At 27.3% G+C, this 13,374-nt stretch carries 13 protein-coding genes and 1 pseudogene; 10 read left to right on the top strand and 4 right to left on the bottom strand.

Features of this window, described 5'->3' with window-relative positions:
- Positions 1-115: 115 nt before the first annotated feature.
- A complete protein-coding gene (locus EJJ37_RS02010; protein ID WP_133013926.1) occupies positions 116-1,339 on the bottom strand; it encodes an AraC family transcriptional regulator in 1,224 nt (407 codons plus the stop codon).
- A gap of 242 nt (positions 1,340-1,581) precedes the next feature.
- Between EJJ37_RS02010 and EJJ37_RS02015 the strand changes: the two genes are divergently transcribed.
- On the top strand, positions 1,582-3,822 hold the full coding sequence (locus tag EJJ37_RS02015) for a glycoside hydrolase family 2 protein (protein ID WP_133013927.1): 2,241 nt from the start codon (positions 1,582-1,584) through the stop codon (positions 3,820-3,822).
- Positions 3,823-3,912: 90 nt separating this feature from the next.
- Here the strand turns inward: EJJ37_RS02015 and EJJ37_RS02020 are convergent, their stop codons facing one another.
- Positions 3,913-4,788, bottom strand: coding sequence for a radical SAM protein (locus EJJ37_RS02020; RefSeq protein ID WP_133013928.1), 876 nt, complete (start codon positions 4,786-4,788; stop codon positions 3,913-3,915).
- Positions 4,789-4,977: 189 nt separating this feature from the next.
- Between EJJ37_RS02020 and EJJ37_RS02025 the strand changes: the two genes are divergently transcribed.
- Positions 4,978-5,304 (top strand): winged helix-turn-helix transcriptional regulator, encoded by a 327-nt coding sequence (locus EJJ37_RS02025; RefSeq protein ID WP_133013929.1) that lies wholly within the window; start codon positions 4,978-4,980, stop codon positions 5,302-5,304.
- Positions 5,305-5,451: 147 nt separating this feature from the next.
- On the opposite strand, the gene EJJ37_RS02030 is transcribed toward EJJ37_RS02025, so the two are convergent.
- Complete coding sequence (locus EJJ37_RS02030) at positions 5,452-6,324, bottom strand: AraC family transcriptional regulator (RefSeq protein ID WP_133013930.1); 873 nt, start codon at positions 6,322-6,324, stop codon at positions 5,452-5,454.
- Positions 6,325-6,628: 304 nt separating this feature from the next.
- On the opposite strand from EJJ37_RS02030, the pseudogene EJJ37_RS20740 reads away from it, so the two are divergent.
- From EJJ37_RS20740 to EJJ37_RS02060, 6 genes and pseudogenes are all read left to right on the top strand, one after another.
- Positions 6,629-6,805: pseudogene (locus tag EJJ37_RS20740) on the top strand (MFS transporter); the annotation flags it as partial.
- A 49-nt stretch (positions 6,806-6,854) separates the two neighbouring features.
- Positions 6,855-7,277 carry an HIT family protein gene (locus EJJ37_RS02040; protein ID WP_133013931.1) on the top strand — a complete coding sequence of 141 codons (423 nt, stop codon included), beginning with the start codon at positions 6,855-6,857 and terminating at the stop codon, positions 7,275-7,277.
- A gap of 229 nt (positions 7,278-7,506) precedes the next feature.
- Positions 7,507-8,328 (top strand): N-acyl homoserine lactonase family protein, encoded by an 822-nt coding sequence (locus tag EJJ37_RS02045; protein WP_133013932.1) that lies wholly within the window; start codon positions 7,507-7,509, stop codon positions 8,326-8,328.
- 29 nt (positions 8,329-8,357) lie between these two features.
- On the top strand, positions 8,358-8,750 hold the full coding sequence (locus EJJ37_RS02050; RefSeq protein ID WP_133013933.1) for an ArsR/SmtB family transcription factor: 393 nt from the start codon (positions 8,358-8,360) through the stop codon (positions 8,748-8,750).
- Positions 8,751-8,777: 27 nt separating this feature from the next.
- Positions 8,778-9,446 (top strand): nitroreductase family protein, encoded by a 669-nt coding sequence (locus EJJ37_RS02055; RefSeq protein ID WP_133013934.1) that lies wholly within the window; start codon positions 8,778-8,780, stop codon positions 9,444-9,446.
- 181 nt (positions 9,447-9,627) lie between these two features.
- A complete protein-coding gene (locus EJJ37_RS02060) occupies positions 9,628-10,890 on the top strand; it encodes a DUF6688 domain-containing protein (RefSeq protein ID WP_133013935.1) in 1,263 nt (420 codons plus the stop codon).
- Positions 10,891-10,968: 78 nt separating this feature from the next.
- Here EJJ37_RS02060 and EJJ37_RS02065 read toward each other — a convergent pair whose 3' ends face one another.
- A complete protein-coding gene (locus EJJ37_RS02065) occupies positions 10,969-11,319 on the bottom strand; it encodes a DUF6568 family protein (protein WP_133013936.1) in 351 nt (116 codons plus the stop codon).
- Between the two features lie 257 nt (positions 11,320-11,576).
- Between EJJ37_RS02065 and EJJ37_RS02070 the strand changes: the two genes are divergently transcribed.
- Positions 11,577-12,332 (top strand): AIM24 family protein, encoded by a 756-nt coding sequence (locus EJJ37_RS02070; protein WP_133013937.1) that lies wholly within the window; start codon positions 11,577-11,579, stop codon positions 12,330-12,332.
- A gap of 260 nt (positions 12,333-12,592) precedes the next feature.
- On the top strand, positions 12,593-13,129 hold the full coding sequence (locus EJJ37_RS02075) for a hypothetical protein (protein WP_133013938.1): 537 nt from the start codon (positions 12,593-12,595) through the stop codon (positions 13,127-13,129).
- The last annotated feature ends 245 nt before the right edge of the window (positions 13,130-13,374 follow it).

Genomic DNA, 13,374 nt, shown 5'->3' on the forward strand with positions numbered 1-13,374 from the left:
GGATGGGATTGGGAATGTTAAGTGTATAGTATAAAGGGGCTGTATCAAAATAACTTTTGATACTAGATGATAAAAAAAATGGAGGATTCTAATTTGGAATCCTCCATTTTGAATTTTAATTAGCTTCTAAACTACTTCTATATTGTTTTGGAGATATTCCTATTTGTTTTTTAAATAAAGTATAGAAATAAGAAGTATTATTTAAACCAATTAAGTCACCAATTTCTACAATAGATAGATTGGTGGTTTTTAATAAATTTAAAGAAGTATAAATTCGTTTTTGATTTATATAAGTTATTATATTAACTCCTAATTCTTTTTTAAACAAACGAGTTAGATAATCAGGAGATAGTCCTATTTCAGAAGCAATTTTTTTTACTGTAAGATTAGATGAAAGATTTAAATTAATAAATTCAATAGTTTGTTTTACAAATGGTGAATATTTTAAGAGAGAATGCTTCTTAGTAAGAAGACAATAAGAATTAATCATTTGCAGTTGAATAGTATTAAGTTCTTCAAATGATAATGAATGTTCTATTTTTATTGCCCATTTTCCCGATAATTCATCTAAATATATAGGGTGTACACCAGCATTATGTGCAGCCTTGCGAAATAAAGTATTAGCACTTAATAATAGATTTTTAGTGTTCCTTACTGAATCTTTAGTACGAATAATTTCTAAACATTTTAAATAGTTTTTTTCAATATGAGATTGGGCAAGAGCTATATCACCACTTGTAATATAAGATAACAGTTTATCTTCATCAGCATATCGACTTTCAAGTGTTTTGTACATAGAATTACGATTTATATCTTTTATAAATAAACTATAACTAGAATCTTGCTTTGGAAGAATGCTTAAATCAATAGTATTTACATGAGAATCAAGTGGAGTTTCTGAAACATATTCATTTATAGTAGATAAAATTTCAAATACTGTTGTTGTATCAATATATGGGACAGATTGATAATATGATTTTAATTTATAAGTATAATCTAAGTTAAGTTTTAGGTTATTCATAATAGAAAAAAATAAATTATCATTTATAGGATCTTCTAAAAAAGGGCCTATCATAAGATGTGAATCTTTTTCTTTAGAGATACATAATATGTAATATTGAGTATGAAATGGAGTAATAACACTAGTAATTGTAGAAGTTTTACATTTTTTTAAATATTGTTTTATACACTTAAGAAGATGGTAGTCTCTCATAGAAGAAAAGTCCGAATAGTCTTCAAAAATAAAAGAATCTAATTGGGACTTTTGAAAATATCTAACTTTAACAGAAATACATTTAGAAAGTAATTTTTTTGCGAAATCTACGATATCTAATTGCATAAATAAGGCTCCTTTATATAATTAAAATTTTACATTAATAAAGCGATAAAAAAATAAAAATGTCGGATATATAAATATTATAGACGGATATTTGAATAAACAAAAGATTTTTTTTGATATAATTAAGGCACTACTTATGAAAATGTATTCAGATTTGTTTTATAAGGAGTGATATAAAGTAAAAGCAATTAATTTGAGAAGAAAGCTTTGCTTTAAATATCAAGATTTGAGAGGAGAACTATATGAGAGCAATTTATAATTTTAATACTAAATGGGCATTTTCGAAAGAAGCTAAAGAAGTACCAAGTGTAATGCCAGAAAGATGGTATTGGGTTACATTACCTCATACTTGGAATGATATTGATGGACAAGATGGAGGAAATGACCTTTATAGAGGAACAGCTTATTATGCAAAAGAATTAGAAAGAATGGACTTACCAAATGGAGATAAATATTATTTAGAATTCCTAGGAGCAAATTCTTCTGCAACAGTATATGTTAATGGAAATAAATTAGCACATCATGATGGAGGTTACTCTACGTGGAGAGTAGAAATCACTGATGTATTAGAAGATAAAAACTTATTTGTAGTTGAAGTAGATAATGCACAAAATGATAGAGTATATCCACAACATGCAGACTTCACATTCTATGGTGGAATTTACCGTGATGTAAATATTATTGCAGTAAAAAATTCACATTTTGATTTAGAATATTATGGTGGACCTGGTATTAAGGTAACTCCAGAAGTAATAGGTACAGATGCTAAGGTTTCAGTAGAAGTATTTGTAACAAATGCAATGGAAAATCAAAGATTAGCTTATATATTAAAAGATGCAGAGGGAAATACAATTGCTGAAAAAGAAACATCTGCTTTAGAAACAGAAGTTAGTTTTGAGATTGAAAATGTTCACCTATGGCATGGTAAAAAGGATCCATATCTATATACAGCAGAAGTATATTTAAAAGGAGATGAAATTTTAGATAATGTTAGCACTAGATTTGGATGCCGTACTTTTAAAATCGATCCTGAGCTTGGATTTATATTAAATGGTGAAGAATATCCGCTTAGAGGTGTATCTCGTCATCAAGATAGATGGGGAATTGGTAATGCATTACTTCCAGAACATCATGAAGAAGATATGGATATGATATGTGAAATGGGAGCTACAACAATTCGTCTTGCTCACTATCAACATGATCAATACTTCTATGATTTATGTGATGAAAAAGGTATGGTTATATGGGCTGAAATTCCATATATTTCTACACATATGATAAATGGTCGTGAAAATACAATTTCACAAATGAAAGAATTAATTATTCAAAATTATAACCATCCATCAATTGTTGTATGGGGATTATCTAATGAAATTACTATGTCAGGAGAATCTACTGAAGATTTAAGAGAAAATCATGTAATTTTAAATGATTTAGCACATGAAATGGATAAAACAAGACTTACAACAATGGCTTGTGTATCTATGTGTAGTATGGATGATCCATATGTTCAAATTCCAGATACAGTATCTTACAACCATTATTTCGGATGGTATGGTGGAGATACATCTGAAAATGGACCGTGGTTTGATAGATTCCATGAAAAATACCCAAACATTCCTATAGGATGTAGTGAATATGGTTGTGAAGCATTAAATTGGCATACATCTAATCCAGAACAAGGTGATTACACAGAAGAATATCAAGCATATTATCATGAAGAGTTAATTAAACAATTATTCTCAAGAAAATATTTATGGGCAACACATGTATGGAATATGTTTGACTTTGGTGCAGATTCACGTAATGAAGGTGGAGAAAATGGTCAAAACCATAAGGGATTAGTTACTTTTGATCGTAAATATAAGAAGGATTCATTTTATGCTTATAAAGCTTGGTTATCAGATGAACCTTTTGTACACATCTGTGGTAAAAGATATGTTGATAGAGTAGAAGAAACTACAAAAGTTACGGTTTACTCAAATCAACCTGAAGTAGAATTATTTGCTAACGGTAAGAGCCTTGGTAAGAAAAGTTCACCTGAACACTTCTTCTATTTTGAAGTACCTAATATAGGGGAAACAGCTTTAGTAGCTATAGCTGGAGAGTGTAAGGATGAGAGTTTCATTCGTAAAGTAGAAACCTTTAATGAAGAGTATCGTTTAAAAGAAAAGGGAGCAATTTTAAACTGGTTTGATGTTACTTCACCAGAAGGATATTTCTCTCTTAATGATAAAGTATCTAAAATTATGGACTCGGAAGAAGCTGATAAAATATTCAGTGATTTTATCAATCCTTTAATGTCAGGTATGATGGGTGCTGAGAAAAAAGAAAGCAACGAACCAAATGCTATGATGAAAATGCTTGGAAGTTTTACAGTTCTTAGACTTATAACTCTTCTTAGTGCAGCTGAAGTTAAAGTTACAAAGGAAGAACTACTTGATTTAAATTCAAAAATGAATAAAATAAAAAAAGAAGATTAAAATAATTAGATACAAAAAGAAGAGTGAATGTACTCTTCTTTTTTTTGTTTAATTGTCATTCTAAAGTTTAATCAATAAACTTAAAAAATCCTATAATGTATGTGTACTATTTCTATGCTGTTGATGTTTAACATAATCAAAATTATCGATTGCATATTGTAGTTGATCTAACATTTTTTGTTTGTTTTCTGGGAACTTTCCTTGAAGATATACTGTAGATGTATGATGAGAAAGTATATAAGTATCTGTATTTAAATGTTCTATAAAAGTTTTTAATTCAATTAATCTTTCTAATTCAGTTGAGTCATCAAATTCACCTATCTGTTTTGCTCTATATAAATCAGTATCAGGGAATAGAGTTAATCCGCCACTGCCGATATATGTAGGCTTAAGCTGATTATATATTTTAGCACTTTCTATTGCATGCTCTTTACTACGTTTAGAACCAGCAAGTCCATTAAGAAATGAAACAACATATTTAATTTCTGCATCTTCTAATTTCTGGCATTGTTCTACTATATCTGCAGATGTTTGATTTTTATTTACCATTAATAAAGTTTCATCATCACCACTTTCTGGACCCATATATAAGTCAGTAATACCTAAACTACGTAATTCTTTTAATTGATCAATTGATTTATTCTTTATATTTGAAATACGAGCAAACATTGAAATAGATTCACACTTAGGTAAATATTCTTTTATTTTTAAAATAATAGGTTTTAATTTTTCAAAGCTTAATACAAATGGATCAGCATTTAACAAATAAATTCTTTTTATATTTGGATTAGCATCTCTTAGTTCAGACAAATCTGCCTCAATTTCTTCCATAGGTGATACTTTGAACTGTACATCTTTATACATACTACAAAATTTACATTTATTATGTGAACAGCCAATCGTTATTTGTAGTAATGGTGTATATGCCTCATATGGAGGTCTATATATTGGTCCTGTATAATGCATGATTATCTCTCCTAACTAAATTTTATTAATATCATTCATCGATATTATCATATACATAATTTTAGTACAAGTACTGATATTTTTAATAGGTACTACTAAAAAAGATAGTATTTGAGTTTTTATTATAAATAATATAAAATCATTTGTAATCGTTAGATTAAATATATATTTTATATGAGGGGAATATTTATGAAAAATAAAAAAGATGAACAAGAGACAGGATGTGCTATAAATAAGCTTCAAAAATTAATAGGTGGTAAATGGAAAATTATAATTCTTTGGAAATTACATTGTAGTACAAAGAGATTTGGAGAATTATATAGAGAAATAGATAATATTACTGAATCAATGTTAACTAAGCAGTTACGTGAACTTGAAGCTGATGGTTTTGTAAAAAGATATGTATATCAAGAAGTACCTCCTAAAGTTGAATATTCTTTAGATGAACTTGGAAAGAAGTTTATTCCGATATTAGATGAATTATATGAGTGGAGTAAGGAGAATTTAAAAGATTAATAAAATAGAGGTATTGAATTAAACATAAAATTAGATAAAACATATACTTTATCCTTTATATTATTAAACCCAGTAAAAGAATAAATTTGATTTTGCTGGGTTATTTTGTTTGTAAATAGCATTTAGGAATAATAATAAAGTAGTATGTTATAATTTATTTTCATTAAGGGATGCAACATATTTTTTTGGAGATAATCCAAACTCATCTTTAAAAGCTTTTATAAAATTTTGATAATTATTAAATCCACTATAAATATATGCAGAATTGATAGAAGCTCCATCATGTAAATGAATTTTAGCAATAATTAGTCTTTTTTTCATAATATATTGATGAATAGTAAATCCAACATACTGTTTGAATTGACGGCTTAAGTGATATTTGCTTATATAAAATTTTTTAGATAATGTGTCAAGAGATAAATCTTCACATAAATTTTCATTTATATATTGCAACACATCACTTATTTTGGAGTTATGTTCAATGTCGATATCAATTTCTTTTGATGTATCAAAATATGCTCTATTTAGGTATATTAAAAGTTCTGTTATATAAACTTTTCTAAGAAGTTTATCACCATAATCATTGCTACTACAAGCCTTTTCAAGTTTTTCATATATTTTATTAATAACATGAAAAAGATCAATATTTGGACGAAGAAGATTGTGATGGTGTTTTGATGAACTATCAAAACAAAGTGTAAGATCAGTTTCATTATTTTCAATGGTTTTCACAAAGCTTGGACTAATCCAAATAATAATTCGTTCATAGTTCATTCCATTTTCAATTATAGGTTTATGTAGCTCTTTATTATTAGTTAGAAGAATATCATTAGGTTTAAGGGTATATGTTTTCCCTTCAATAACATATTTTACTTTTCCAGAGATGAAAAAGAATATTTCATAAAAGTCATGATTATGATATTCAACGTTTATAGGAACATTATCGGAATAATGAAAAAATTCAAAATCCTCTGAGTTCATTACTTGTCGTGATGAAAATGTTGATATTTTTCTTTTCATTTTAAAACTCCCCAAAATTATTATAAATATACAATATAGCAATTTTTGTTATTTTTCAAGCAAGAAAAATAGTAAAAATTATAAATTGTTATATATAATGTAAATATCGAAGTAATTAACTAAGATTAAGCATAGCCTAAACAGTAGTAATAAGAAGTAGAAGAAAATAATTTTTTAGTCTATTATAAACATATACACGGGGTTTTATATATGATATTTACATTAATAAAAGTTGCTATGTGTTAGTTAAGTTTATCTATAAATATAGAAAGAAATATATTAAAAAGGGTTAAAAATTTAATTTGCTATAACTTTCAAGCTAAATAGAAGTACTCATCAAATATTAGTAGATGAAATTGATAGTTTAAAAGCTGGTGGTTCAAAAGATGATGTTGATCCAGAAACAAAAGCAATTGTTGAAAATCTTACTGGATATAAATATGAAAAAGTTTGGAAGGAAGTTGTTGTTGCAAATCATTAGATAGAAATTCAACAAATAAATTTAAATGAATAATTAGGAGGATAAGTATATGGATTTTGATAAAAATTGTTTTTATTGCTCAAAGAGTAAAGAACTTGATGATTTAATGATTAAAATATGTGATTTAGAGGTATCAACAGTATATTTATTTAAAGAACAAACTTATAAAGGAAGATGTAATGTAGCTTTCAAGGGACATAAAAGTGAAATTACAGATTTAACTGAAGAAGAAGCAACAGCATTTATGAATGATGTCAGAAAAGTTGCGAAAGCAATTCAAAAAGCTTTTAAGCCAGATAAAATAAATTATGGAGCATTTGCAGATACAATGAAACATCTTCATTTTCATGTAGTTCCTAAGTATGTAGATGGACCTGCTTGGGGAAAAATGTTTGAAATGAATCCAGGTAAAGTATTATTAAGTGATGAAGAATACAATGAATTAATAACTAAGATAAAAGGATGCTTCTAGTCAAAGTTTACGTAATTTTTGAATATATAATTTAATCCTCGGCAATACATAAATGTGTTGCCGAGGATTTTTGTATTTTTCATTTAGAGATACTAAGTTAATTTTATTCGTATCGATTTTCTTTACCATTGAACTATAAAAAAAGGTTAAATGATATAATGGTTCTAATGTATAAATTATTAAACCATTTAAAAGTACTTTTAATATATTTACAAAGGAGAAAGTAACTATGAAAAATAAAATTAAACTTCATATACTAAATTGTGGTGAAGTTGGAGTTGATCCAGCAGTACCATTTAGAGATGTATCTAAAAATCCTATAGCATATACAGGCATAGGAAGAAGTAAAAAAATAAGAATATGGTTACCTGTTACAGCTTATTTAATAGAGCATCCAAAAGGCAATATATTAATAGATACTGGATGGCATACTGATGTTAGGAGTAACCCTATAAAACATTTATCAGCACCATTATATATGGCAAGTAAGCCTAAATTACCAGAAGGTAAAGCTATAAATGAGCAGCTAAAAAATCTTAATATAGAAACTAAAGATTTAGATTATGTATTTCTTACTCATATGGATTGTGATCATGCAAGTGGTCTTAAATTAGTGAAAGATGCTAAAAAAATAATGATTTCAGAAGAGGAATTTAAAGCAATAAATAAAGGAAATGTAAGATATGCTAAGAGATTTTGGAGTGGAGTAAATATAGAAAGTTTTAAAATGGAAGAATCTGAATATGGTCCATTTAATAGAGCATATGATGTTTATGGAGATGGAACAGTATTATTAATAGATGCAAAAGGACATACAAAAGGAAATATTGTAGTTATGGTAAAAAACAATAATAAATTTGCTTTAATTACGGGAGATTGTGGATATGCTAAGGATTCATGGGAAAGTTTAAGGATGCCAGGACCATTAGTTAATAAAGAAGATATGATTAAATCATTAGAGTGGATTAGGAATATGGTGCATAAAAAAGAGTGCGTAGGAGTGTTCGCCACTCATGATCCAGAAGTAAAGGAAAGTTTAATAACTTTATAAAAAATGATATACAAAAAGGAGAATTTTAGATGGAAAAATGTTATGAAAGAAGACTTGAACTTGCTAAAGAATTAAAAGCTTGTAAAAAGGCTTTTATAGCTTTGGGTGATGAAACAAGGCAAAGAATTATAATAGTATTACTTGAAAGCAAGGTGCATGGAATTCGAGTTGGTGAAATAACAGAGAAAACCCATCTTTCAAGACCAGCTGTATCACACCATTTAAGAATACTTAAAGAAGCTGGAATCATAAACATGTATAGAGAAGGTACAAAAAACTATTATTATGCAAGTGCTGATGAAACTGTATGGAAACAGTTGGCTAATTTAATGAATAGAATAAATGAAATAATTGATGAAATGTCAGAAAAAGAATGTTCTAAAAGTGAGATAGAAATAGAATCTAATAAAGATTTTATATAAAGAATATAAATAGTGGAGGAATTAAAAATGGGAATTTTTGAAGTAATGGAAAAGCGTCATTCTGTTCGTAGATATACTGATAAAAAAATTGATGAAAACACAAAAAATGAATTATTAAAAGTTATTAAAGAATGTAACAGTGAGAGTGGATTAAATATTCAATTATGTACAGAAGAACCTAAGGCTTTTGACAGTTTTATGGCTCACTATGGAAAATTTAATAATGTAAAAAATTATATTGCTATAGTAGGTAAGAAGAGTGATGATTTTCAAGAAAAGTGTGGATATTATGGTGAGAAGGTAGTTCTAAAAGCAGCAGAATTAGGATTAAATACATGTTGGGTAGCACTTACTTTTAGTAAAGGCAATACTGTTTGTAAAATTGAAAAAGGAGAAAAACTATGCTGTGTAATAGCATTAGGTTATGGAGAAACTCAAGGGGTTGCCCACAAGAGTAAATCTATAGAGGAGCTTTCTAAAGTAGATGGAGTAATGCCAGATTGGTTTAAAAAAGGTATGGAGGCAGCATGTTTAGCACCTACAGCTATGAATCAACAAAAGTTTTTAATTACTTTAGAAGGAAATGAAGTAAGAGCTAAAGCATTAACAGCATTTTATAGCAAGTTAGATTTAGGAATTGTTAAGTATCATTTTGAGTTAGGTGCAGGTAAAGAAAATTTTAAATGGGTTAAGTAGATAATTAAAGTAAAAGTTTGTTTAGAGGACTAATTAAAATTAGTTCTCTTTTTTTATGAAGTTTTCTGATTTAAATCAGTATTAATCAAAGATAATAAAGAAGTGAAAAACTTACAATATATCCCAAATGATAAAGATGATGTATAATAAGAGTATAGTAAGTAAATTAGGGGGAGAAAAAATGATTAAAAGATATATAAATGCTTTTAAAAATAAACCTGTAATAACTGCATTAAGTAGTAGTATTGTTATTGGCTATGGTATTTGTTTACTATATATTATTTTAATATCAAACAATCTTAGCTTATATGAAATTCTTCAAACTATGTTTTCTATATTGATGATTGGAATTTTAGTAGGTGGATTTTCAGTATTTCCAGTATTATTATCAATACTTAATTTAATATATTTATTTAACTTGAAAAAAGATGAAGAAATTAAAAGGGAAGAAATTAAAGTAGAAGTTACTACCATGGTAATAGGAAGCTGTTTTATGTTTATATATTTAGCTAGTGGATTACCCAATATAACATATAAAGATTGGGATGAAAGTATATTTCACTTTGAAATTCATACACCTATTGCAACAGAAATGATGTTAACCATATGTATCTTTATATTAGTTGCTATATTAGGATACTTAGTATTAAGATTTACAAAAATAAATAAGCTACCACCTTTAGTTCTAGTATTATCAATGTCGGCTTTATATATTGGAATAATTGTAGCTGGACTGTGGATATGTCAAGTATTTAAGATTAATACTTTAAATTTAATACTTATATTACTTCCACTGAACATTATAGTAATATTTATTAAAGTTATAAAAGATATAGTTATTAAATGGAATTCAGAATACAAGGATAAGGAAAGGGGTTTAAAGGATAATAAATTAATTAACTTATGTAATAAAATATTAAATAATGCACTAAACTGGCCATGGTTAGCACTTATTTTTATGGTGCCATTGCTTGGAATATTAATTGGAATATTAGTATTGTTTGGCCAAGCACCTGATAGTATAATAAAAGCATTTACTGAAACTGCAGAGTGGAATTTGTCTACAAAGATACCAGCTGAAAATCTTGAATATGATGGACATTATTTATGCACTGTGGCAGCAGGAGGTCATGAAGAAATTGTAAAACCAATAAGGCTTGGAAGAAGGGGTGGAAAGTATATTGTAGTAAACAGACAGTTATGTATTGCAAATGCCTTTGAGCAGATAATTGAGGAGAAAACTCCTAAGTTTCATTATGTAGTAAGAAGCTTTTATGATAAGTATGGATATCCAGTTGCAAAGCATATAAATTCTAAATATACAGCTGATTTTGTATACTTTTTAATGAAACCTCTTGAATGGATTTTTTTAATAGTAATTTATTTATTTGATAATAAACCGGAAAATCGTATAGCAATTCAGTATTTATCTAAGAAAAAATAATAAATTAAATAAAAGAGAGCTTCATAGATTTGAAGCTCTTAATCTTTTAACATAAATAATAACTCATCAAGTTCTGAATTATTTTATCATTTCTAAAATTTCATCTTCAGGAGTTGAAGAATCACAACGAACTTCAATTTCTCCATTCTTACGAACAATAAAACTAGGAACAGTTACAATATTATATTTTTCTCTAAATGAATTAAGTTCATTATCAGAAAAATTATTGCTATCTACATAATAAATAGTTGTATTAATTTCACTAACTAATCCACTAAGTTTTTTAGCAAATTTACGACAGTATGGGCATGTTTCTCTACCAATATATACAACAGTTAAATCTTCATTAGATAATAATTTATCTGCTTCCTCAGAAAGAATTTTTGTAAATAAGCTTACATCTTCTTTATAGCTATATTCTTCAGTCATTTTATTTCCTCCTATTATGTTTTTTAGAATAGTATATCAAAGCTGTATAATTTCATCAAATTAAGCAATTATTTTTAAAAGTAAGATTGCTATATTGAAATTAATATTTCATAATAATAATTTAAAAATTATGAAAAGTAGATAGGTAAAAGATAAATGAAAAAGAAATTTGTTAAATTATATAGATTGAAGTTTATAGATTAAGATTATATAATTGTTAATGTTTAAAAGTAATATATGGTATATGGAGGTATATGATGATTACGTGTAAAAATTTATATGACAATAAAAATGTAGAAGTTATTTCTTCTAAGGGTGGAGTTAAGGTTCTTGAATATAAAAAGGATTTAAGTGTTGATGCTGCAAGTGCAATTAATGCATACTTTGCTTCTGAAATGAATGTTAGAAAGAGACAGGTTTTAATTGAATTAAATGGGAATGCTTATACAATAAGTGCTGGAGCAATGCAATGGACAGCAGGAAATGTAAAAATGGCGGCTGATGTTAAAGGCATAGGAGATTTTTTTGGTAAAGCTATTTCATCAAAAGTAACAAAGGAATCTGCAATTAAGCCTAAATATGAAGGAAGTGGATTATTAGTTTTAGAACCTACTTATAAACATATACTTCTTGAGGATGTTGCTGATTGGAATGGCTTAGTGCTTGATGATGGGCTTTTCCTTGCTTGTGAGTCTAAAATTAAGCAGAAAGTAGTAGCAAGAACTAATATTTCTTCAGCAATGCTTGGAAATGAAGGACTATTTAATTTATGTCTTGAAGGACAGGGGGTAGCTGTATTAGAAAGTCCTGTTCCAAGAGATGAACTTATAGAAATTAATTTAGAAAATGATGAAGTTAGAATTGATGGTAATTTTGCTATTGCATGGTCTAAATCTTTAGATTTTAGAGTTGAGAAATCTAGTAAAAGTTTAGTGGGATCAGCTGTTTCAGGAGAAGGGTTTGTTAATGTATATCGTGGAACAGGAAAAATTCTTATGGCACCTATAGCTTAATAGATATATTATAAGAAAGTATTACTTTAGAGAGTGTTTGGAGAACTAATTAAAATTAGTTCTCCTTTTTGATATATAAAGATAAATAATATAACCAAGGAGAAGGTTTTTATTTCTCTCAGTATTACTTTTTTAGTAAATATGAAGGGGAAAAAATGAGGCACTTTATGATGATATTAAGTAATAATCAAATACTAATAAAATCAGTAACATAATTATAAATACGGAATATATTATATTAAGTAAGGGGGGATTTTAATATGGGAAATGATTTTAATTATAAAGAACCAGAATATAAATCATTAATATTCAACGCTGGAAACATGAATGATGCTAATACAACTGGATCTGATACTGAACAACTTGGAGATTCAGGGATTTTTATATTAGGATGGCTTATGCCTCAAGGTGATACAGATGAGTATTCATTAACTTTTAGTGTTCCAAGAGATGCTAAAAAGGGATGCAGAAATGCTAAAGTATTTGTGCATTTAATAAGTGATAATTCAAGTACACCAACTGGAAGTAGATTTTCAATTAGATTTTCATCATTATTTACTAAGGTTAATGGAGTAATAGATATAGATGATTTAAAAATTGTTAATAGAAACAATATTCCAGTTCAAAATTCACCAGGTAATCAACAATATAATCATTATGTTCTAGAGTTCAAATTAGATGATTTTATTAGAGCAGAAGATTTTGCATTATTGAGTATTGCTCGTATTCCAACTACTGATGATTTTGCAGGTCCAGTAGCTATAACTAGTATAGAATTTAGATATTTAGCTTATTAATTATACAAAGTATTATTGGATTTAAATAGATTGATTGAAGAATAATTCTATATAAATGTTTAATCGTGAGTATAATTCTTACGCTTTACTATCACTATGAAACTCACGAAAATTATAATTTTCGTGGGTATATTTTATTTTATAAAAAATGATTAAGATAAAATAATAGGATAATGAATGGTAAAAAAAGCCTTATATGTGATATAATTTTATAGGTAAAAAATATAACCAAGGAGAAGGTTTTT

Origin of the sequence: Clostridium cuniculi, from assembly GCF_004353185.1 — a bacterium.
In the GTDB taxonomy this organism is placed as follows: domain Bacteria; phylum Bacillota; class Clostridia; order Clostridiales; family Clostridiaceae; genus Clostridium; species Clostridium cuniculi.

What these genes read in the sequence shown, in the direction of transcription:
- EJJ37_RS02060 (WP_133013935.1), top strand. Translation starts at nt 9,628, where the DNA reads ATGATTAAAAGATATATAAATGCTTTTAAAAATAAACCTGTAATAACT.
- EJJ37_RS02075 (WP_133013938.1), top strand. Translation starts at nt 12,593, where the DNA reads ATGGGAAATGATTTTAATTATAAAGAACCAGAATATAAATCATTAATA.
- EJJ37_RS02055 (WP_133013934.1), top strand. Translation starts at nt 8,778, where the DNA reads ATGGGAATTTTTGAAGTAATGGAAAAGCGTCATTCTGTTCGTAGATAT.
- EJJ37_RS02010 (WP_133013926.1), bottom strand. Translation starts at nt 1,339, where the DNA reads ATGCAATTAGATATCGTAGATTTCGCAAAAAAATTACTTTCTAAATGT.
- EJJ37_RS02020 (WP_133013928.1), bottom strand. Translation starts at nt 4,788, where the DNA reads ATGCATTATACAGGACCAATATATAGACCTCCATATGAGGCATATACA.
- EJJ37_RS02045 (WP_133013932.1), top strand. Translation starts at nt 7,507, where the DNA reads ATGAAAAATAAAATTAAACTTCATATACTAAATTGTGGTGAAGTTGGA.
- EJJ37_RS02070 (WP_133013937.1), top strand. Translation starts at nt 11,577, where the DNA reads ATGATTACGTGTAAAAATTTATATGACAATAAAAATGTAGAAGTTATT.
- EJJ37_RS02040 (WP_133013931.1), top strand. Translation starts at nt 6,855, where the DNA reads ATGGATTTTGATAAAAATTGTTTTTATTGCTCAAAGAGTAAAGAACTT.
- EJJ37_RS02015 (WP_133013927.1), top strand. Translation starts at nt 1,582, where the DNA reads ATGAGAGCAATTTATAATTTTAATACTAAATGGGCATTTTCGAAAGAA.
- EJJ37_RS02065 (WP_133013936.1), bottom strand. Translation starts at nt 11,319, where the DNA reads ATGACTGAAGAATATAGCTATAAAGAAGATGTAAGCTTATTTACAAAA.
- EJJ37_RS02025 (WP_133013929.1), top strand. Translation starts at nt 4,978, where the DNA reads ATGAAAAATAAAAAAGATGAACAAGAGACAGGATGTGCTATAAATAAG.
- EJJ37_RS02030 (WP_133013930.1), bottom strand. Translation starts at nt 6,324, where the DNA reads ATGAAAAGAAAAATATCAACATTTTCATCACGACAAGTAATGAACTCA.
- EJJ37_RS02050 (WP_133013933.1), top strand. Translation starts at nt 8,358, where the DNA reads ATGGAAAAATGTTATGAAAGAAGACTTGAACTTGCTAAAGAATTAAAA.